The following is a 20,006-nucleotide window of genomic DNA, read 5'->3' as shown; positions in this document are numbered from 1 at the left end:
GGAATTACCGGCAACAGCCTGCCGAGCATGAGTCGGCTCTACATGTGCCTGCAGCCGTGCGTACAATCACCGGGCTACCGTCCGGCTCAGGGGAAATCATGAATACCGCCATCACCGCCAACCTGGTTGGCATCACCGGGATTGCCCGCCGTTTGGTTCAGGACGGGGCGCTGGATGAGGCGGTTGCCCGTACGGCGATGACGCAGGCGGGGGACGCCAAGGTGCCGATGGCGCAGTGGTTGGCCGACAAGAAGCTGGTTTCCGCGGCGAACATGGCCGCTGCCAATGCCATGGAATTCGGCATGCCGCTGCTGGATGTGTCGGTGTTCGACGCCAACCAGAATGCGATGAAGCTGGTCAGCGAGGAGCTGCTGCGCAAGCATCAGGTGCTGCCGCTGTTCAAGCGCGGCGGCAAGTTGTTCGTGGGTACCTTCAACCCGACGCAGCCGCTGGATGAGATCAAATTCCACACCAATCTGGTGGTCGAACCGATCCTGGTTGATGAGGACCAGATCCGGCGCACGCTGGATTTGTGGCTGGCCAGCAATGACAGCATCGGCGGCGCCCTGGGGGGCGACGACGAGGAAATGGGCGATCTGGATGTCAGCGCCGGTGACGAAGACATGTCCGGCGGTGGCGATGCGGGTATCGACGCCAAGGGCGACGACACGCCGGTGGTCAAGTTCGTCAACAAGGTGCTGGTGGATGCGATCCGCAAGGGCGCGTCGGATATCCATTTCGAGCCCTACGAAGATGATTACCGCGTGCGCTTCCGCATCGATGGTCTGCTCAAGACCGTGGCCAAGGCGCCGGTGAAATTGAATCAGCGTATCGCGGCGCGCCTGAAGGTGATGGCGCAGCTGGATATCGCGGAAAAACGCGTGCCGCAGGATGGACGCATCAAGCTCAACCTGTCCAAGAGCAAGCAGATCGACTTCCGCGTCAGCACGCTGCCGACTTTGTTCGGTGAAAAGACCGTGCTGCGTATTCTGGATGGCAGTGCTGCCAAGCTGGGTATCGACAAGCTTGGTTACGAGCCGGAGCAGCAGAAGCTGTTCATGGATGCCATCCACAAGCCCTACGGCATGGTGCTGGTCACCGGCCCGACCGGCTCGGGTAAAACGGTGTCGCTGTATACCGCGCTGGGCATCCTCAACGACGACACGCGCAACATTTCCACCGCCGAAGATCCGGTGGAAATCCGTCTGCCGGGCGTCAACCAGGTGCAGCAGAACAACAAGCGCGGCATGACGTTTGCGGCGGCGCTGCGTTCGTTCCTGCGACAGGATCCGGACATCATCATGGTCGGCGAAATCCGTGACCTTGAGACGGCGGAAATCGCCATCAAGGCCGCGCAGACCGGCCACATGGTGCTGTCCACACTGCATACCAATGACGCGCCGCAGACCATCGCGCGTCTGATGAACATGGGCATCGCGCCGTACAACATCACCTCGTCGGTGACGCTGGTGATCGCGCAGCGACTGGCGCGCCGTTTGTGCAGCAACTGCAAGCGTCCGCAGCAGCTGCCGGAGAACGCGTTGCTGGCCGAGGGTTTCACTGCCAAGCAGATTGATCGCGGCATCCAGTTGTTTGAGCCGGTCGGTTGCGATGAATGCACCGAGGGCTACAAGGGCCGTACTGGTATTTACCAGGTGATGCCGATGACCGACGAGATTGCGGCCATCGTGCTGGAAGGCGGCAACGCGATGGATATCGCTGAAGCCGCACAGAAGATCGGGGTCAACGACTTGAGGCAGTCGGCGCTGGTCAAGGCAGGACAGGGGGTTACCAGCCTGGCCGAGATCAATCGTGTGACCAAGGATTGATGCGGGTTTTGTCGTAAGTGCCGAGGCGAGCTTGGTTGAAGCGGAGCCTGGCAAAGCTTGGAAGCGCCCTCACCCCAACCCCTCTCCCGTAAACGGGCGAGGGGCTTTGTCATGCAGGCGGTTGGTTTGTCGGGCCTGTGCGGCCTTCAATCATTTTCCGGCGCCAGATTTCCTCCCTTCTCCTGCTTGCGGGAGAAGGTGGCGCGCAGCGCCGGATGAGGGCGGTTTGCGCTGGTCAAGGCAGGGCAGGGGGGTACCAGCCTGGCCGAGATCAATCGTGTGACCAAGGATTGATGCGGGTTTTGTCGTAAGTGCCGAGGTGTACTTGGTTGAAGCGGAGCCTGGCAAAGCTTAGAAGCGCCCTCACCCCAACCCCTCTCCCGTAAACGGTAGAGGGGCTTTGAACATCTTCTCGCCCTTACTCCATCCCCAGCTTTTTGAGCTTGTAGCGCAGGGCGCGGAAGGTGATGCCGAGCTGGACGGCCGTTTTGGTCTTGTTCCAGCGATTCTCTTCCAAGGCCTTCTGAATGGCCGCGCGTTCCATCTGCTCGATGTAGGAGGGCAGGGCGCCGCCGCTTACCTCGATGTCGTCTTCATCATCTTCTTCGGCCACGATCACTGCGCTGGCAGTTGCAACCGGCTGTTCGATACGGGCGCCGCTGGCAGCCTGCGGCAAGCGCAGGTCGCTGGCGCCGATGTTTTCATCGTCAGCCAGGGCCAGGGCGCGCTCAAGAATGTTTTCCAGCTCGCGCACGTTGCCGGGGAATGCATAGCCGGCCAGTGCATCCAATGCCGAGGGGGCGAGTTGCGGCGGTTGCTGGCCTTGGCCTTGGGCGAGCCGATTGAGGATGGTGGTGGCCAGCAACGGCAGGTCGCCGCGGCGTTCGCGCAGTGGCGGTACCCGCAGTTCGATCACGTTGATGCGGTAGTACAGGTCGTGGCGGAAGCGCCCGTCCTGTATCAGCGTGCCCAGGTCTTTGTGCGTGGCCGAGAGGATGCGCACGTCGACCGGCAATTCGGTGGATGCGCCAACCGGGCGGATGGATTTCTCCTGGATGGCGCGCAGCAGTTTGACCTGCATCTGCAGCGGCAGCTCGGCGACTTCGTCGAGAAACAGCGTGCCGCCGTTCGCAGCCTGGAACAGTCCCGGCTTGTCGGCGTGGGCGCCGGTGAAGCTGCCCTTGCGGTGGCCGAAGAATTCGCTCTCCATCAACTCGCCCGGAATGGCACCGCAGTTGACCGGGATGAACGGGCCGCTGGCGCGCGCGCCTTGGTCGTGGATGGTGCGTGCGACCAGCTCCTTGCCGACGCCGGATTCGCCGAGGATGTACACCGGCGCCTGGCTGCGGGCGACTTTGGCGATGGTGGCGCGCAGTTCGTCCATGGCGACCGAGCCACCAAGCAATCGGGTCGCGTTTTCCTGCGGTGGTGCCTGCGGGGCGCGGGAGGTGTTGTTGAGTTCGAGCGCGTGGCGGACCAAGCCGCGTAACACGTTGATGTCCACCGGCTTGCTGACGAAGTCGAACGCACCGGCTTTCAGTGCTTCCACGGCCAGGTCCATGCTGCCGAAGGCGGTGATCATGGCCACCGGTGTGCGTGGGTGGTCGCGGGCGATTTCGGTGACCAGTTCAATGCCGTTGCCGTCGGGCAGCCGCATGTCGGTCAGGCACAGGTCGAAGGGGTTGCTGGCAAGCAGTTCCCGCGCTTCGGCCAGGTTGGCGGCGGTGCTGATGCGCAGGCCCATTCGTCCGAGTGTCAGGACCAGAAGCTCGCGGATGTCGCGTTCGTCATCGACGATCAGTGCGCTGTGTGTTGCATTCATGGACAAAACGATAGCCGAGGTATACCCCGCGCACCAAACAGATTGCCGCGCTAGCGGGCGTCAAGGGGCGCTACGGGTGAAGGTGGATTGGGCAGTGGAAAGGGTGAGGCGGAAGCAGGCGCCGCCGGCCGGGATCGAAACGTAGTCCAGTTGAGCCTGATTGGCGCGGCACAGTTCGCGGGCGATATACAGGCCCAGCCCAGTGCCGTGCTCGGAGGTGGTGTAGAAGGGGCGGAACAGCTGTGCGGCCACGCCATCGGCGATGCCCGGACCGCGATCCATGATGTCGATAACGGCATGACGCTCGGCCGATGCGACGCGGATGCGAACCCGCGCTGGTTCGTCGGCGGTGCGACCATACTTGAGCGCATTGTGAACGAGTGCGGTGAGCACTTGGTGAAGGTGGCGCGGGTCCATCATCGCCGGCACCGAAGATTCCTGGATCATTGCCTCCAGACTGTCGTTGTCTGACGAGAGCGTCTGTTTGTGCTCGATCACGAAGCGCCGCACGAACGCGGCCAGATCCAGGTTTTCAGGGTTGGCGCGCTCGCGCCGGGCCAGCGCCAGCACGCTTTCGACGATGCCGTTGGTGCGCTGGCATTGCTGGTGAATGATCTTCAGCAGGCGGCGGTCGGCGTCGCCGATGTCCTCGGATTCTTCCAGCAACTGGGTGGCGTAGTTGATTGCCGCCAACGGGTTGCGGATTTCGTGGGCGAGGCTGGCCGAGAACCGGCCCAGCGTGGAAAGCGTCAACGACTCCGCGCGCTTGGAGACCACGCTGGTGTCATCCAGGAATACCAGCGTCATGTCGCTGTCGGCCAGCAGCCGCGCAAAACGGGGCAGTACCTCCACTTGTTCCGGGGCCAGCTGTAGCGGTTGCTGTTCTTCGTGTGAGCCGCTGCGCCAGCGTTGCAGGCGGCGCGCGAGCTCCGGCGACGCCGATGCCAGCGTGCTGCGTTCGGCAGTCAACGTGCCTTCCATATTGCCGAGCAGGGCGGTTGCCGCTTCGTTGGCCAGGGTGATGCGGCCGTTGATGTCCACCACCAGCACGCCGGTGCGCATGCGGCGGATGATCAGCTCGTTGACCTCGAACAGGTTGGCTACTTCAGCGCCGCGCTGGTCGGCCAGTTGTTGGGTGCGGCGGGTGCGGCTGCCGATCTGATAGCAGATGAAGGCCAGCGCCAGATAACTGGTGACGAACATCGCCAGCTCGGCCAGGGTGCGGGTGGCATCGATGGCTTCAAACGCCGACCAGGTGAATTCGGCGACGGTGGCGATGCCGGCGAGCAGCGCCACCAGCAAGGCGCGTGACAGCGGCAACAGCATCGAGGCAGCGGCGATGTTGAACAGTAACGACATCGAAATGCCAGCGCTGGCCCCGGGCAGCGCATGGCTGAGCAGGGTGGCGGCGACGATGTCGACCATCACGCTCCAGAACACGATGGCCTGCAGCCAACGCTCGTTGCGGCCCCATAACAGCAATGCGGCGGCAAGGATCAGGTAGCCGATGGAGACCGCCGCGGCGAGCAGCGGCTTGTGCGCTTCGCCGACCAACAGCGTCAGCGGGCCGAACACCAGGGCGCAGAGCAAGGAGGCAACCAGCACCCGGTACAGGGCGAAAAAGTACAGCTCGCGCCGGGGGATCGATTCGATCCGGTCGATGAGCGATGGGCTGGGGGCCAAGCCGGACTCCTATCCAGGGCGAATCCGGCAAGTATAGGTGCGCGCCGGCCCGCGCACGACACGCGGCCCAGCGCCCGGCCGGTTCGGCAAGTTGCTGAAAAAACGTCAAAAAACGTGCCGGTTCAGGCCATTTGTACAGACTTCTTTGCGTGCTGCGGCCGGCTCGGCCACAATAGTGGGCCCGCCGCGGTCCATGCTGGCGCCCCTGCCGGGGGCCCGAGGAGATGCGTGCGGTCGTTCCTATTCCCACGGTGACGCATGAATTTCCACGAATACCAGTCAAAACAACTGCTTGCCGAATACGGCATCCCGGTCCCGGCCGGCAAGGTCGCCGCAACCCCGGACGACGCTGTTGCAGCCGCTCAGTCGCTGGGCCAGGGCCCTTGGATGGTCAAGGCGCAGATCCATGCTGGCGGTCGCGGCAAGGCAGGCGGCGTCAAGTTCTGCAAGACCACTGACGACGTGAAGGCCGCTGCGGCCAAGATGCTCGGCACCAAGATGGCCACCTACCAGACTGCAGGCGTTGAACTGCCGGTCAACCTGGTGCTGGTGACCACCGCCGGTGAGATCGTCAAGGAACTGTACCTGTCGGTGCTGGTTGACCGTGGCACCAAGACCATCACCTACATCGCTTCTTCGGAAGGCGGCGTGGAGATCGAGCAGGTTGCCGCTGAAACCCCGGAGCTGATCCATTCGCTCAACGTCGATTTCGTTGAAGGCGTGCAGGGTTACCACGGCCGTGATTTCGGCTTCAAGCTGGGCCTGACTGCCAAGCAGGCCGGCCAGTTCGCCAACATCATGGTGAACCTGTACCGCCTCTTCAACGAAAAGGACCTGGCGCTGGTTGAAATCAACCCGCTGGCCATCCTGGACGACGGCAACCTGTACGCGCTGGACGGCAAGTTCGACAGCGACGACAACGCCGCGTTCCGTCAGAAGGCCCTGGTCGCCATGCGCGACAAGACCCAGGAAGACCCGACCGAAGTGATCGCTTCGGAGATGGACATCAACTACGTCACCATGGACGGCAACATCGGCTGCATGGTGAACGGCGCAGGCCTGGCCATGGCCACCATGGACGTCATCAAGCTCAACGGCGGCGAGCCGGCGAACTTCCTGGACGTGGGCGGCGGTGCCAACAAGCAGCGCGTCATTGAAGCCTTCAAGCTGATCCTGTCCTCGGACAAGGTCGAAGGCATCTTCGTCAACATCTTCGGCGGCATCGTCCGCTGCGACATGATTGCCGAAGGCATCATCGCTGCGGTGAAGGAAGTGGGCGTCAAGGTTCCGGTCGTGGTGCGCCTGGAAGGCACCAACGTGGAAGAAGGCAAGCAGCTGCTGCGTGACAGCGGCATGGCCATCATCCCGGCTGACAACATCAACGACGGTGCCAAGAAGATCGTCGCTGCTGTCAAAGCTGCCGCCTGATCCACGACACCGAAGGAAATATCCATGAGCGTTTTGATCAATAAGAACACCAAGGTGATCGTGCAGGGCTTTACCGGCCAGCAGGGCACCTTCCACGCCACTCAGATGATCGAGTACGGCACCCAGGTTGTTGGCGGCGTGACCCCCGGCAAGGGCGGCACCACCCACATCGATCTGCCGGTGTTCAACACCGTTGCCGATGCCGTGCAGAACACCGGCGCTGACGCGTCGGTCATCTACGTGCCGCCGGCATTTGCCGCTGACGCGATCCTGGAAGCCGCTGCTGCGGGCATCAAGGTCATCGTCTGCATCACCGAAGGCATCCCGGTGCTGGACATGCTGCGCGTCAAGAACGTGCTGACCCGTGCCCATCCGGACACCGTGCTGATCGGGCCGAACTGCCCCGGCGTGATCACCCCGGGCCAGTGCAAGATCGGCATCATGCCGGGCCACATCCACATGCCGGGCAAGATCGGCATCGTGTCGCGTTCGGGCACCTTGACCTATGAAGCGGTCAAGCAGACCACGGAAGTGGGCCTGGGCCAGTCGACCTGCATCGGCATTGGCGGCGACCCGATCAACGGCCTGAACTTTGTTGACTGCCTGAAGCTGTTCAACGAAGACCCGCAGACCGAAGGCATCATCATGGTTGGCGAAATCGGCGGCGACGCTGAAGAAGCCGGTGCTGAGTACATCAAGCAGTTTGTGAAGAAGCCGGTGGTTGGCTTCATCGCTGGCGCATCGGCTCCGGCCGGCAAGCGCATGGGCCACGCCGGTGCGATCGCATCGGGCGGCAAGGGCACGGCCGAAGGCAAGTTCGCAGCGATGGAAGCTGCTGGCGTTGTCACGGTCCGTTCGCCGGGCGACCTGGGCGCAGCCATCGCCAAGCTGGTCAAGTAAGACTCCGCTGCGATGTTGTTTTGAGAAGGCCGCCCTTTGGGCGGCCTTCTTTTTTGGTTGAAGCGAAAGGCTTGCCCTCACCCCTGCCCCTCTCCCGCCAGCGGGAGAGGGGAAAGCCAGAGCCAAAGCCAGAGCCAGAGCCAGAGCCAGAGCCAGAGCCAGAGCCAAAGCCAAAGCCAGAGCCAGAGCCAAAGCCAAAGCCAAAGCCCAGAGCAGTAAGAGAGAGAGCGGTAAGAGGCAGAGCGGTGAAGCTTGGCTGCAGGCTCGCGCTTTTGCAGTTGCTGTCCCCTCTCCCGCTGGCGGGAGAGGGGTAGGGGTGAGGGCAGCTTTCCGAGCAATACACGCCGAAACCACTGATTCCGTCTGCGCCAACCGCAAGCAATCGTCCTTCTCTTCAACGAGAAGGAATTGCCCATGCGCAAAGGCAGCAAGACCTGCACCGCCAAAGCCCTGCGGCTACGCATGACCGATGCCGAACGCCGTCTCTGGTACCACCTGCGTGACCGCCGCCTGCTCGGTGGCAAGTTCCGACGGCAGCATCCGCTCGGACCTTACGTCGTCGATTTCGTTTGCCTTGAACACAAACTGGTCATCGAACTGGACGGCAGCCAGCACATGGATGACCTGAACGACATCACGCGTGACGCCTTCCTGAGGCGCAAGGGCTACCGGGTGCTGCGCTTCTGGAATAATGAGGCGCTGAAGCACACCGCCGCGGTCTGCGAAAGCATCCTCCGCGAAATGTCGGTCAATCCAGCCCCCGCCGGGTGCGAGGGCCAAGCAGAAGGTTGTTGATATGTCCCAATCGCTACGCATCGCCATGGCCCAGTTCGACTTCCCGGTGGGGGATGTGGCTGGAAATACCGGCCGCATCGTCGAGTTGATGCACGAGGCGCGCGATGAGTACGGCGCCGATGTGGTGCTGTTCCCGGAACTGGCCGTCAGCGGTTATCCGCCGGAAGACCTGCTGCTGCGCCCGGGCTTCCTGCGCGATTGCGAGCAGGCGCTGAACCGCATCGCCGCCGAAGCGCAGGGCATCGTGGCGGTGGTGGGTTGGCCGCAAAGCGCCGGTGCGGTGGTCTACAACGCTGCTAGCGTGCTGCGCGACGGTGCTGTCGCCACCACCTACCGCAAGCGTGAGCTGCCCAACTACGCGGTCTTTGACGAACGCCGTTACTTCGACGTGGATCCGGACGGTGGCAACTGCGTGTTCGAGGTCAACGGCGTGCAGGTGGGTGTGGTGATCTGTGAGGACCTTTGGTTCTCCGAGCCGATGATGGGCAGCATCCGGGGCGGCGCCGAGCTGTTGCTGGTGCCCAATGCCTCGCCGTATGAGCGCGGCAAGCACGCCCAGCGCGATGCCTTGCTGGCCGAGCGCTGTGCCGAGGGCGGGGTGGGCATTGCCTACCTCAATACCGTTGGCGGCCAGGATGCACTGGTGTTCGATGGCGCGTCGGTGGTGGCCGATGGTGATGGCACGGTGCATCCGGCGGCGGTCGCGTTTGCCGAAGAAATGCTGGTGCTCGAGTACAACGTGGCGGCGCGCAGCTTCATGCCGTTGCGCTGGATCGACGATGGCGACGAGAGCATGGACGCGCTGGCCTGGCGCGCAGTGACCCGTGGCATCCGCGATTACTGCGGCAAGAATGGCTTCAGCACGGTGTGGCTGGGCCTGTCCGGCGGCATCGATTCGGCGCTGGTACTGGCGTTGGCGGTGGATGCGCTGGGCGCGGAGAACGTGCGCGCGGTGAGCCTGCCGTCGCGCTACACGGCCGATCTGTCCAATGATCTGGCGGTGGAGCAATGCCGCGCGCTGGGCGTGAAGCTGGACACGGTGCCGATCGAGCCGGCGTTCCAGGGCTTGATGCAGTCGCTGTCGGCGATGTTTGAAGGCCAGCCGGCCGATGTCACCGAGGAGAATCTGCAGTCGCGCAGCCGCGGCGTGATCTTGATGGCGCTGTCCAACAAGTTCGGCGGGCTGTTGCTGACCACCGGCAACAAGAGCGAGTACGCGGTCGGTTACGCCACCATTTACGGCGATATGTGCGGTGGCTACGCGCCGCTGAAGGATCTGTACAAGACCGAGGTCTACGGGCTGTCGAAGTGGCGCAACACCGTGGGCGGGGCGCCGGTGATTCCTCCGGCGGTGATCACGCGGGCGCCGTCGGCCGAGCTGCGGGAAAACCAGACCGACCAGGATTCGCTGCCGGCCTACGACGTGCTGGACGGCATCCTGTATCGCTACATCGACCAGGAGCAGTCGCGCGAGGACATCATCGGTGCCGGTTACGCGCCGGAGGTGGTGGACCGTGTGCTGCGGTTGGTGCGCATCAGTGAATGGAAGCGGCACCAAGGCGCGCCGGGGCCGAAGGTCTCACGCCGGGCGTTTGGCCGTGAGCGGCGGTATCCGATCAGTAATGGGTATCGGGGCTGAGCTAGATCCCCCGGTTGGTTGGAAGCCTGGTGTGAAACGCCCAAAGCGCAAAGCTGCCCTCATCCGCCCCTTCGGGTTCTCCCGCCTTGCGGGAGAAGGGATGGAATGGCCGCTTATCCATCGGGTTTTGGGGGATAAGAACCAAAAGAAAAGGGGCCATCAGGCCCCTTTCTTGTTTCCGTTGCTGGAACGCCGCTTACTTGCCGATCGTTGCGTTGCGCTGGCCAGTGGCCACCGACTTCTCGCCGGCAAACGGGTTGAGCTTGCGGATCATCCACGGGTACTTCGGCCAGTTGCCGGCCAGCCACGGGTGCTGCGGCTGGTTCAGCTCCAGCACGCGACGGGCGTCGTCGGCCAGGGTCTTGTTGCCCAGATTGGTATAGGCCTCGCCCAGCAGCGCCACGGCGTCGTACTGGAAGGCGCTCTGCGGGTAGGTTTCCAGCAGATAGTTGGCGCGGCCAGCGGCCGACACCCAGGCGCCACGGCGGGCGTAGTACAGGCCGTCGTCCAGTTCGTGCTGGGCGAACACGTCGCGCAGTTCAACCATGCGCTGGCGCGCGTCGGCGGCGTAGCGGCTGTTCGGGTAGCGGTCGGCGACGATGTTGAAGTCGGCGTAGGCCTGGCGCGGCGTGGACAGATCGCGACGGCTTGCGTCCAGTGACCACACGCGGCGCAGGAATACCGTGTCGCGGTTGCCGTTGGCCAGGCCGCGCAGGTAGTACATGTAGGCGATGTTGCGGTGGGTCGGGTAGGTACGGATGAAGCGATCAACGCTGGACACCGCGTCGTCGTTCTTGCCGGCCTTGTACTGGGCGTAGGCGCTTTCGATCATCGCCTGCTCGGTGTACGGGCCGTACGGATATTGCGCAATCAGGCGCCTGAAGCTGTTTTCGGCACCGGACCAGTTGCCGCCTTCCATGAGCTTGTGGCTCTTCTCGAAGAGCTGCTCAACCGGGGCGCCTTCGTCGGCATCTTTCTTCTTATCGCCGCGGTGACAGCCTGTGGCGGCGAAAACCAGGACCAGCAGCAGGGCGGTGAGGCGGACGGGCGCGGACAGCAGCGAAGAGCGTCGGATCATGGGTTCAGGGCAGGACGCGGCAGGAATACGAAGGGGCGATGATAGCCTAGTGTCCTGTCCTGCGACTGACTGTTGCCGTCAGGACCCCCAAATCGTCTATTTACCGGTCCAGAAACATGTCCGAGAACACCTCCCCCAACCTGCGCCAGGCGCAGGTCCCCGATTCGGCCGCCGGCCGCCGCTTTGACGCGGTGCTGGCTGAGCTTTTCCCTGAATTTTCGCGCTCGCGGCTGACCGAGTGGATCAAAACCGGCGCGGTGCTGCTGGATGGCGAGCCGGTGCGGCCGCGTGACCCGGTCCGTGGCGGCGAAGTGGCTACCCTGAATGTGGTGCTGGAAGTGGAGACCACCGCGCAGCCGGAGGATATCCCGCTGTCGATCCTGTACGAGGACGAGCACGTCTTCGTGATCGACAAGCCGGCCGGTCTGGTGGTCCACCCCGGCGCCGGCAACCCGACCGGCACCCTGGTCAATGCGCTGCTGTTCCGCGACCCGGAGATGGCCAAGGTGCCGCGTGCCGGCGTGGTCCATCGCCTGGACAAGGACACCAGCGGCGTGATGGTGGTGGCGCGCACCGTGCAGGCGCAGACCGCGCTGGTCGAGCAGCTGTCCTCGCGTGAAGTGCACCGCCAGTACCTGGCCGTGGTGGTTGGTGCGCTGGTGTCTGGCGGCACCGTGGATGCGGCCATTGATCGCCACCCGCGCGACCGCCTGAAGATGGGCGTGCGTGAGGACGGAAAGGATGCGGTCACCCATTACCGCCTGCGCGAACGCTTCCGTGCGCACACTGCGCTGGAATGCCGCCTTGAGACCGGTCGTACCCACCAGATCCGCGTGCACATGGCGCACCTGAAGCACGCCATCATCGGCGACCCGCTGTACGGCGGCGCGCTGAAGCTGCCCAAGGGCGCCAGCGACGAGTTGGTCGCGCAGCTGCGCGGCTTCAAGCGCCAGGCGCTGCATGCCGAGACGCTGGACTTCCAGCATCCGATCACCGGTGAGTCCATCCGCAACACCGCGCCGACGCCGGCCGATCTGCTGGCGCTGATGAAGGCGCTGCGCGATGACACGCAGGCCTTTGCCGAGCGCGAGCGGAACCGCTGGTGATGGGCACGGCATCGCCGCTGTGGAAGGCCGAATGGCCGGCGCCGGCTGGCGTGCAGGCATTCACCACGCAGCGGCACGGTGCCGGCGGCTCACTGCCGCCGTTTGACCACTTCAATCTGGGCAACCGCACTGCTGCCGATGGCGACGACCCGGCACAGGTGCAGCGTAATCGGGACGAACTACAGCGCCTGGCGGGGCTGCCGTCGGCACCGCATTGGCTGCGTCAGGTGCATGGCACCGGTGTACTGCGCTTCGACGCACCGCCGTTGGCGCAGGGCATCGACGCGGAACCGGTTGCCGACGCGGCGGTGACCTCGGTGCCCGGCGTGGTGCTGGCGATCCTGACCGCCGATTGCCTGCCCGTGGTGTTCGCCGCGCGCGATGGCAGCGAAGTGGCAGCCGCGCATGCCGGCTGGCGTGGGTTGGCCGACGGCATGCTGGAACGCACGCTGGCCGCGATGCAGACCCCGGCGGAGGCGGTCATCGCCTGGCTGGGCCCGGCTGCAGGGCCGGCGCATTACGAAATCGGTGCCGACGTGCGCGATGCGTTTCTGGCGCATTCGGCGGCGGCTGACGCGGCCTTCACCCCCACCCGGCCCGGCCATTGGCGGGTGGATCTGTACGCGCTGGCGCGACAGCGGCTGCAGGCCGCCGGCATGAACCCGGCCGACATCCACGGCGGCGACCTGTGCACGATTGCGGATCCGGCGCGCTGGTTCTCGCATCGTCGCGACCGCCGCAGCGGCCGTATCGCCACCCTGGTGTGGATGACGCAGTGACCTTGCCGTTGTTCGCGCAGGTGCTGGGCGCCGCGTTTGAACGGCTGTCACCGGAGGTGCGGGCGCTGCATTCTGTGCGTCACCGCCAGCGCTGGAGCGGGCAGGGCGAGGTGCTGCGCGGCACGCATTGGCTGGTGGCGCCGTGTGCGTGGTTGGCGCGATTGCCGCCGACCTCTTCAGTGCCGGTGAGCGTCGAATTCGTGGTCGATGCGCAGGGCGAGCAATGGAAGCGGCAGTTCGGCCCGGCGCGGATGCATTCGCGGCTGTGGCAGCGCGAGGGGAAACTGTTCGAGCAACTGGGCGCGGTGCGTTTCCGTTTTGGTCTGCGTGAAGAGGCGGGGCAGATTCTGTGGCGGGCCGAGCGGGCCTGGGCGTTCGGCTTCCTGCCGTTGCCGACCCGCTGGTTTGCGCAGGTGCACTGTCGTGAGCGTGAGCATGCCGGGCGCTATGAATTTCTGGTGGATGTCTCGATGCCGCTGATCGGGCGGCTGATCCGCTATGAAGGCTGGTTATTGCCGGAGTCCGATGAGCACTGACGGCGCGGTGATCGTGTTCGATGGCGTCTGCGCGCTGTGCAGCCGTTGGGTACGTTTTCTGCTGCGTTTTGATCGTGCCGGGCGTTACCGGTTTGCCGCGATGCAGGGCGAACGAGGGCGCGCGCTGTTGCTGGTGCACGGCTTGGACCCGGACGACCCGCTGTCATTCCTGCTGGTGGAGGCAGGGATCGCGTACACCGACACCGACGCCATCGTGCGGGTGATCAGCGGTTTGGGCGGTGTGTGGCGCTTGGCGGCAGTGGCGCGCTGGGTGCCGAAGGCGTTGCGTGATCGCGGCTATCGCTGGTTGGCGCGTAATCGCTACCGTTGGTTTGGTCGGCATGAATCCTGTTTTCTGCCGACGGCGGAGCAGCGAGGGCGGTTTTTGGAGTGAGGGGGGGATTTGGTGAATCCAACGCGCCCCCTCTCCCCAACCCCTCTCCCGCTAGGGGAGAGGGGCTTTAAAGCTGCAGTTGCTCATGTAGCTTCAACTTGACGTATATCGAGCCCCTCTCCCCTAGTGGGACGAAGAGGAGTGCTTGCGAACCACTGGTTCGCGCTCTGATGAGTGGCCTTGCGCCAGCGCAAGGGCTGGGGCGCGGAGCGGGGGTTGGGGAGAGGGCAGCCTTCGCACTCAATGCGCCCCCTCCAATGCCTGCAGATACTCCCGCCGCCAGCGGTTGATGTCGTAGGTGCTCAGGTGTTCAAACATTGCCCGCCAGCGTTCGATGCGTTCTGGGCGGGGCATGTTGGCGGCGGTGGCGATGGCGTCGGCCACGCCGTCGAGGTCGTGCGGGTTGACCAATAACGCCTGCTTCAATTCATCCGCTGCGCCGGCCAGTAATGACAACACCAGAACGCCCGGGTTTTCTGGATCCTGCGAGGCCACGTATTCCTTGGCGACCAGGTTCATGCCGTCGCGCAATGGCGTCACCAAGCCGACTGCGGCTTCGCGATAAAAGCCGGTCAACGTGCTGTGCGCGTAGTTCTGGTTGACGTAGCGCAGTGGTGTCCAGTCGGCGTCGGCGTGGCTGCCGTTGATGTGGCCGGCCAGTTGTTCCAGTTCCAGACGTAGCTTGCGGTACTCGTTGACGCTGCCGCGCGACACCGGTGCGATCTGCAGGTAAGTCATGCTGCCCTTTTGCTGCGGATAGCGGCGCAGGTAGTGCTCGAAGCCGTTGAAGCGTTCGGGCAGGCCTTTGGAGTAGTCCAGTCGATCCACGCCAATGGCGAGCTTTCGGTTCTCCAGGCTTTGCCGCAGGGCGCGCACCGGTTTGTTGCTGATGGCGGTGCGGGCCTGGCGGGCGATGTGTGCGGTGTCGATGCCGATGGGGAAGGCCGCGGTGCGCACACGGCGACCATCGGACGCCTGTATCCAGTTCGCGTCGATCAACCGGCCGCCGCCAAACAAGCGGGCATAGGATTGAAAACGGTCTACGTCGCGGCGCGTCTGGAACCCCAGCAGGTCGTACGAATACAGCGTGGAGAACAAGGCGCGGTGATCGGGCAATGCCTGGATCAAATCGGCTGACGGCACCGGCACATGCAGGAAGAAGCCAATGCGGCAGCCGACGCCACGCTCGCGCAGTAAGGCGGCCAGTGGAATCAGGTGGTAGTCGTGAATCCACACGGTGTCGTCGTCGCGCAGCAGCGGTGCGAGCTTGTCGGCGAATAGGGCGTTGACGCGCCAATAGCCTTCGCGCTTGCTGCGGTCGTAATCCACCAGATCCAGGCGGAAGTGCAGCAGCGGCCACAAGGCGCGATTGGAAAAGCCGTTGTAGTAGTTGTCCAGATCCTTCTTGGACAGATCCATCGTGACGTAGCGGATGTTGCCTTCGCTCTGCTCGTGCAGACCGCCGCTTTCGCCCTGCACGCTACGGCCGCTCCAGCCAAACCACACACCGCCGCGCTCCTGCAATGCGGCCAGCAGGCCCACCGCCAAGCCGCCGGCGCGGGATTCGCCCGGCACGGCAACACGGTTTGAAACCACGACCAATCTGTTCACGACGCTTCCTGCCAGTTGCGCGACAAGCGCATCGCCGCGGTGATCAGGCCGACATGCGAATACGTCTGCGGAAAGTTGCCCCATTGCTCGCCGTCGGTGAACGCCAGGTCTTCCGACAACAGACCAACGTGGTTGCGCTGTGCCAGCACGTTCTCGAACATCTCGCGCGCTTCGTCCATGTGGCCGATGGCGGCGAGGGCGTCGATGTACCAGAACGTGCAGATGGTGAAGCTGGTCTCCGGCGTGCCGAAATCATCCGGGGCGATGTAACGGAACAGGGCGTCGCCGTGTTTGAGATCGCGGCCGATGGCCTCGACCGTGGCGATATAGCGCGGGTCCATCGGGTCGATGAAGCCGATGTCGGCGAGCAGCAGCAAGGAGGCATCCAGATGTTGGCCGTCCCAGGTGTCGGTGAAGTGGCCGCGCAGCGGATTCCAGCCGCGCGCCAGCACGCGCTGTTGAATGGTGTCGGCACGCTCGCGCCAGTGCGTGGCGCGCTCGTGCAGGTCCAGGCGCGTGGCGATTTTGGACAGGCGGTCGCACGCGGCCCAGCACATCGCCGAGGTATAGGTGTGCACCGAGGTGCGGCCACGGAATTCCCACAAGCCCGCATCGGGCACGTCGTGCAGGGCAAAGGCGCGTTCGCCCAGTGGCTCCAGTCGCGCGAACGTGTGCGCATCGCCGGGTGCTTCCAGACGTTGGTCGAAGAACAACTGCGTGGACGCGAGCACCACCGAGCCGTAGACATCGTGCTGCTTCTGCACCCACGCTAGGTTGCCGCGACGCACCGGGCCCATGCCGCGATAGCCGGCCAGCGACGGCACTTCGTGTTCGTCGAGCTTGTCTTCCATGCCGATGCCATACAGCGGCTGCAGGCTGCCGTCGGTGGTGGCGAGGTTGAAGATGTAATGCAGGAAGCCTTCCATCGAACGGGTCGCGCCCAATCGGTTGAGCGCGCGCACGACGAAGGCGGCATCGCGCAGCCAGCAGTAGCGGTAGTCCCAGTTGCGGATGCTGCCCGGCGCCTCCGGGATGGAGGTGGTCATGGCGGCGATGATCGCGCCGCTGTCTTCGTACTGGCACAGCTTCAAGGTGATGGCGCTGCGGATTACCGCCTCCTGCCACTCCAGCGGAATGGAGAGATAGCGCACCCATTCGCGCCAGTATTCAGTGGTGCGTTGCTGCGCTTCCTGCGCGTAACCGGCGAGGGTGCGGTCCAGTGTTTCATCGACACCGAGGATGCATTCCATCGGATGGGACAGCACGAATGGCGTGCCATCGCGGACGAAACGCACCGGCACGTCGGTGGTCATGCGCAGTGTGAACCCCGGCAGCAGCCAGCGGATGTGATTGCTGCCCCAAGTGGTTTCGGGGACGCGCGCGCCCCAGTCGGCCAGTGGCCGTGCGCGCACGCGGATGCGCGGGCTGCCAGACAGTGGACGAATGCGGCGGATAAGGCTCGGTGGCCGGTACAAGCGGCCGTTGCGCTTCCAGCGCGGCGCGAAGTCGATCACTTCCACGGAACCGCCGTGCACATCACGCAGCACCGTGCGCAGGATGGCGGTGTTGGCGAGGTAGTGCTGCTCGCTGTCGGCAAAGTCTTCCAGCTCGATGTCGAAGTCGCCGCCATCGTGATCGCGCGGCGACAACAACGCGCAGAACGCCGGATCACCATCAAACGCTGGCAAGCAGCCCCAGACCACCCGGGCGCGTTTGTCGATCAGGGCGCCGTAGCTGCCATTGCCGACGACGGCCAGATCAAGGTTGGCCTGCTGCATTGCATTCTCCTGGTTTCAAGTGGGGTGACGTGCGGCATCGCGCAGCCAGGTGTGCACCGCGGCCACGTCGGGTAACGCATAGCGGGCCTGGCTGTTGGCGCGGGTGCCGACCAGTACGCCGTGGCCGTGCAGTTGTTCGGCGATGGCAAAGCCGTGTTCGTCGGTGAGATCGTCACCGACGAACACCGGGCGACGGCCGGCGAAGGGTGCTGATTCCATCAGGGCGAGCACCGCTTGGCCTTTGTCGTGATCGGCGGCGATGAACTCGATGACGTGATTGCCCGGCTGCAATCGAACGCCGGGAAGTCGCGGCAGTTGCGCGTGTGCGAATGCGTGGATGGCGTCGGCCGCATCGGGCGCATTGCGCCAGTGCAGGGCAAGTGCCTGGCCCTTGTTTTCCAACAACATGCCGGGATGTTGATGGGAAAATTTTTCTGCTTGAACGTGCAGTTCGTGCAGCCAATCGGCGGTGGCCGATTGTGGCGCTTCTTCAGCGGGGTGTCGTCGCAACTGCGCGCCGTGCAGGCCGGCGGCTGGCAGGCGGAGTGGGGCGAACAGACCATCCAGCTGCGCGATGCTGCGTCCACTGACCAAGGCCAGTGCGCCGTTGAGATGAAGCGCGAGTGCGGACAGCAGGTGCGGCAGATCGTCGGCTGGCATCACCTTGTCAGGATGGTCGGCAAACGCGACCAAGGTGCCATCGACATCAAGAAACAGCGCATCGTTGTTCGCCAGCGCCGGTGGGAGCGGCCGCTGTAGTTCTTCGAGCATGCGGACACTATGCCGCAGTGGATGTTAGGGGGAGGTAAGGGTGATTGAAGTGTTCTTGCTTCGAGTGTCTTAAACGCTGCCCTCACCCCAACCCCTCTCCCGCAAACGGGAGAGGGGCTCGGAATGAGTCGGCTGCTAATGCACTAGCCCCTCTCCCGTTTGCGGGAGAGGGGTTGGGGTGAGGGCGGCTCTTAGCCTTTGCAGCAAAAAACAAACCGGCCTTTCGGCCGGTTTGTCGTCAATGCCTGCAGCAGAAATTACTTCGCCACAGTGAACTCGATGCGACGGTTCTGTGCCTTGCCTTCGTCGGTGTCATTGCTGGCCCGTGGCTTGTCCTGGCCATAACCCTTGGCGGTAAGCGAGTCCGCCGCAACGCCCAGTTCGCCAAGTCGAGCCACCACGGCATCGGCGCGCTGCTGGCTCAAGGTCACGTTGGCGCCGGCGTCGCCGGTGTTGTCGGTGTGGCCACCCACTTCGATCCGCGTGCCGGCCGGTGCCTGCTTGATCGCATTGGCGGCATTGGTCAACGTCTCGGCACTGTCACGCGAAATCGTGGCCGAGCCAGTGTCGAAGTAGATGTTCATTAGGTTCAACGCCTTGACCAGGTCGTCGCCCGTGAAGCCGGCCTTCAACCCGGCCATTGCCGCGGCGGCACGGTCCCACAAGCCGCTGATCTCAAAGCCACCGAACAGGCTGCGCAGTTTTTCGCTGACGGCAAAACGATCCGCTTCGGGCAGGCCGCTGGTGTCGATGTTGAGCTTGTTGCCATCGAAGCCAAACTTCAGCCCGCTTGCCTTCAAATCAGGCAATGCGGTGATCAGCTTGTCCATCCAGCCTGCGGGCAGCGTTGCCGGATCGACGGCGATGTTGCCGCTGAGATTGGCTTCGCCGAAGGTGGTTTTCAGTGCATCCCACAAGCGGGTCTTGTCGGCATCGCTGGCGACCTGGCCGTTGACCGTGACCTTGCCATCGACATTCTCGAAGCCAAAGCGCGGGTTGACCTCGGCGACCGGTGCAGCAGGCTGTGCGGTGGCGACCGGTTCAACCGGTGGCGGTACGACGACCTCTTCTTTCTTGCAGCTGCGGAACGCCAAAAACGCGGCCAACAGGATCAGCAAGGGGATCAGCCATTTCCACCAACCGCCGGAGGACGCCGCCGCTGGCGTGGCCGAGCCGGCATAGCCTGCGGCCGGTGTTGCGGCACCGAACCAGCGGTCGTAGTCGGCGGGTGGTGACGTGGGAATGCGTCCGCCGGGGGTGAGTTGGCCGACGATTTTGGGCAGCAACCACGCACCGGCCATGTTCACTGCAGCGGCGGGAATACCGAGTTTGCTGGCGATGCCGCCGGCCAGGTTCTGGCCGAAGCCTGCGCTGAACTGGTCAGGTTGCAACACGTTGTCGCCGGGCGTCTTGCCGATCCAGGAGGAGAAAAGATCATCCAGGCCGGCATCGGTAAAGCGTTTCTGCAGGCCGGCAAAGCCGCCGTTGGCAGGGTTGAAGATGGCATCGGCAAGCAGGCGCACGAGGCGTCCCGCGTTGTCGCCCAGGTGAAAGCGGTTGGCCGCTTCGCGAATCAACGACTCGAACATATGCGCCTCCTAGCGTGTGGATTGACCGTGGCATAGCGCCCGGAATGCGTAAGGGAAGCCATGAGGCGTGAAATCCGCATGAATCGGGCTGGGCTGAGGTGTTGGAGGCGGATATGTCCAGGGACGCGTTGGGCTTGGTTGGGCTATGGGCTATGGGCTTTAGCGCTCCCCTCACCCCAACCCCTCTCCCGCAGGCGGGAGAGGGGCTCGGCTAGCATCTGTTGCGAGTGCACTGGCCCCTCTCCCGCCTGCGGGAGAGGGGTTGGGG

General features: G+C 64.1%; 15 protein-coding genes and 2 pseudogenes. 9 read left to right on the top strand and 8 right to left on the bottom strand.

Features of this window, described 5'->3' with window-relative positions:
* Nucleotides 1-98 precede the first annotated feature (98 nt).
* The gene (pilB, locus tag ACREP4_RS10730) at nucleotides 99-1,829 is read left to right on the top strand and encodes a type IV-A pilus assembly ATPase PilB (protein ID WP_431596176.1); all 1,731 of its coding nucleotides are present in this window, start codon (nucleotides 99-101) and stop codon (nucleotides 1,827-1,829) included.
* 418 nt (nucleotides 1,830-2,247) lie between these two features.
* On the opposite strand, the pseudogene ACREP4_RS10725 reads toward pilB, so the two are convergent.
* The 3 genes and pseudogenes from ACREP4_RS10725 to ACREP4_RS10715 form a co-directional block, all read right to left on the bottom strand.
* Nucleotides 2,248-2,400: pseudogene (locus tag ACREP4_RS10725) on the bottom strand (helix-turn-helix domain-containing protein); the annotation flags it as partial.
* 83 nt (nucleotides 2,401-2,483) lie between these two features.
* Nucleotides 2,484-3,651: pseudogene (locus ACREP4_RS10720) on the bottom strand (sigma-54-dependent transcriptional regulator); the annotation flags it as partial.
* 60 nt (nucleotides 3,652-3,711) lie between these two features.
* A complete protein-coding gene (locus ACREP4_RS10715; RefSeq protein WP_431596175.1) occupies nucleotides 3,712-5,334 on the bottom strand; it encodes a sensor histidine kinase in 1,623 nt (540 codons plus the stop codon).
* A 258-nt stretch (nucleotides 5,335-5,592) separates the two neighbouring features.
* Between ACREP4_RS10715 and sucC the strand changes: the two genes are divergently transcribed.
* From sucC to ACREP4_RS10695, 4 genes are all read left to right on the top strand, one after another.
* Nucleotides 5,593-6,762, top strand: a complete 1,170-nt coding sequence (sucC, locus tag ACREP4_RS10710) for an ADP-forming succinate--CoA ligase subunit beta (protein WP_431596174.1) — start codon at nucleotides 5,593-5,595, stop codon at nucleotides 6,760-6,762.
* A gap of 24 nt (nucleotides 6,763-6,786) precedes the next feature.
* Entirely contained in the window at nucleotides 6,787-7,662 is an 876-nt protein-coding gene (gene sucD, locus ACREP4_RS10705; RefSeq protein WP_431596173.1) for a succinate--CoA ligase subunit alpha, read from the top strand.
* A gap of 414 nt (nucleotides 7,663-8,076) precedes the next feature.
* Complete coding sequence (locus ACREP4_RS10700; RefSeq protein ID WP_431596172.1) at nucleotides 8,077-8,457, top strand: endonuclease domain-containing protein; 381 nt, start codon at nucleotides 8,077-8,079, stop codon at nucleotides 8,455-8,457.
* A 1-nt stretch (nucleotide 8,458) separates the two neighbouring features.
* Nucleotides 8,459-10,096 (top strand): NAD+ synthase, encoded by a 1,638-nt coding sequence (locus ACREP4_RS10695; protein WP_431596171.1) that lies wholly within the window; start codon nucleotides 8,459-8,461, stop codon nucleotides 10,094-10,096.
* 196 nt (nucleotides 10,097-10,292) lie between these two features.
* On the opposite strand, the gene ACREP4_RS10690 is transcribed toward ACREP4_RS10695, so the two are convergent.
* Nucleotides 10,293-11,174 carry an outer membrane protein assembly factor BamD gene (locus tag ACREP4_RS10690; RefSeq protein ID WP_431596170.1) on the bottom strand — a complete coding sequence of 294 codons (882 nt, stop codon included), beginning with the start codon at nucleotides 11,172-11,174 and terminating at the stop codon, nucleotides 10,293-10,295.
* Between the two features lie 116 nt (nucleotides 11,175-11,290).
* On the opposite strand from ACREP4_RS10690, the gene rluD reads away from it, so the two are divergent.
* From rluD to ACREP4_RS10670, 4 genes are read left to right on the top strand one after another with little or no spacing between them, the layout of a single operon-like run.
* Entirely contained in the window at nucleotides 11,291-12,280 is a 990-nt protein-coding gene (rluD, locus tag ACREP4_RS10685; protein ID WP_431596169.1) for a 23S rRNA pseudouridine(1911/1915/1917) synthase RluD, read from the top strand.
* Nucleotides 12,280-13,059: a peptidoglycan editing factor PgeF gene (pgeF, locus tag ACREP4_RS10680; protein ID WP_431596168.1), complete on the top strand. Its 780-nt coding sequence runs from the start codon at nucleotides 12,280-12,282 to the stop codon at nucleotides 13,057-13,059. The genes rluD and pgeF overlap by 1 nt, the downstream gene beginning before the upstream one ends.
* Nucleotides 13,060-13,061: 2 nt before the next feature.
* The gene (locus tag ACREP4_RS10675) at nucleotides 13,062-13,595 is read left to right on the top strand and encodes a DUF4166 domain-containing protein (protein ID WP_431596464.1); all 534 of its coding nucleotides are present in this window, start codon (nucleotides 13,062-13,064) and stop codon (nucleotides 13,593-13,595) included.
* Complete coding sequence (locus ACREP4_RS10670) at nucleotides 13,558-13,989, top strand: thiol-disulfide oxidoreductase DCC family protein (protein ID WP_431596167.1); 432 nt, start codon at nucleotides 13,558-13,560, stop codon at nucleotides 13,987-13,989. The genes ACREP4_RS10675 and ACREP4_RS10670 overlap by 38 nt, the downstream gene beginning before the upstream one ends.
* A 240-nt stretch (nucleotides 13,990-14,229) precedes the next feature.
* Here ACREP4_RS10670 and otsA read toward each other — a convergent pair whose 3' ends face one another.
* The 4 genes from otsA to ACREP4_RS10650 all read right to left on the bottom strand — a co-directional run bounded on the left by otsA (nucleotide 14,230) and on the right by ACREP4_RS10650 (nucleotide 19,738).
* The gene (gene otsA, locus ACREP4_RS10665; RefSeq protein WP_431596166.1) at nucleotides 14,230-15,600 is read right to left on the bottom strand and encodes an alpha,alpha-trehalose-phosphate synthase (UDP-forming); all 1,371 of its coding nucleotides are present in this window, start codon (nucleotides 15,598-15,600) and stop codon (nucleotides 14,230-14,232) included.
* Complete coding sequence (locus tag ACREP4_RS10660) at nucleotides 15,597-17,378, bottom strand: glycoside hydrolase family 15 protein (protein WP_431596165.1); 1,782 nt, start codon at nucleotides 17,376-17,378, stop codon at nucleotides 15,597-15,599. Before ACREP4_RS10660 ends, otsA begins: the two co-directional genes overlap by 4 nt.
* Nucleotides 17,379-17,393: 15 nt before the next feature.
* Nucleotides 17,394-18,149, bottom strand: coding sequence for a trehalose-phosphatase (gene otsB / locus ACREP4_RS10655; protein ID WP_431596164.1), 756 nt, complete (start codon nucleotides 18,147-18,149; stop codon nucleotides 17,394-17,396).
* Between the two features lie 257 nt (nucleotides 18,150-18,406).
* A complete protein-coding gene (locus tag ACREP4_RS10650; protein ID WP_431596163.1) occupies nucleotides 18,407-19,738 on the bottom strand; it encodes an OmpA family protein in 1,332 nt (443 codons plus the stop codon).
* Nucleotides 19,739-20,006: the final 268 nt, after the last annotated feature.

The organism is Stenotrophomonas sp. (genome assembly GCF_050737575.1).
Lineage (GTDB): Bacteria > Pseudomonadota > Gammaproteobacteria > Xanthomonadales > Xanthomonadaceae > Stenotrophomonas.
This window is presented reverse-complemented; position numbering and strand designations above follow the sequence as displayed.

Bases quoted from the DNA above. Each gene is read 5' to 3' on its own strand.
- pgeF (WP_431596168.1), top strand. From the start codon at position 12,280: ATGGGCACGGCATCGCCGCTGTGGAAGGCCGAATGGCCGGCGCCGGCT.
- ACREP4_RS10690 (WP_431596170.1), bottom strand. From the start codon at position 11,174: ATGATCCGACGCTCTTCGCTGCTGTCCGCGCCCGTCCGCCTCACCGCC.
- sucC (WP_431596174.1), top strand. From the start codon at position 5,593: ATGAATTTCCACGAATACCAGTCAAAACAACTGCTTGCCGAATACGGC.
- ACREP4_RS10695 (WP_431596171.1), top strand. From the start codon at position 8,459: ATGTCCCAATCGCTACGCATCGCCATGGCCCAGTTCGACTTCCCGGTG.
- rluD (WP_431596169.1), top strand. From the start codon at position 11,291: ATGTCCGAGAACACCTCCCCCAACCTGCGCCAGGCGCAGGTCCCCGAT.
- ACREP4_RS10660 (WP_431596165.1), bottom strand. From the start codon at position 17,378: ATGCAGCAGGCCAACCTTGATCTGGCCGTCGTCGGCAATGGCAGCTAC.
- ACREP4_RS10700 (WP_431596172.1), top strand. From the start codon at position 8,077: ATGCGCAAAGGCAGCAAGACCTGCACCGCCAAAGCCCTGCGGCTACGC.
- pilB (WP_431596176.1), top strand. From the start codon at position 99: ATGAATACCGCCATCACCGCCAACCTGGTTGGCATCACCGGGATTGCC.
- ACREP4_RS10670 (WP_431596167.1), top strand. From the start codon at position 13,558: ATGAAGGCTGGTTATTGCCGGAGTCCGATGAGCACTGACGGCGCGGTG.
- otsB (WP_431596164.1), bottom strand. From the start codon at position 18,149: ATGCTCGAAGAACTACAGCGGCCGCTCCCACCGGCGCTGGCGAACAAC.
- ACREP4_RS10650 (WP_431596163.1), bottom strand. From the start codon at position 19,738: ATGTTCGAGTCGTTGATTCGCGAAGCGGCCAACCGCTTTCACCTGGGC.
- sucD (WP_431596173.1), top strand. From the start codon at position 6,787: ATGAGCGTTTTGATCAATAAGAACACCAAGGTGATCGTGCAGGGCTTT.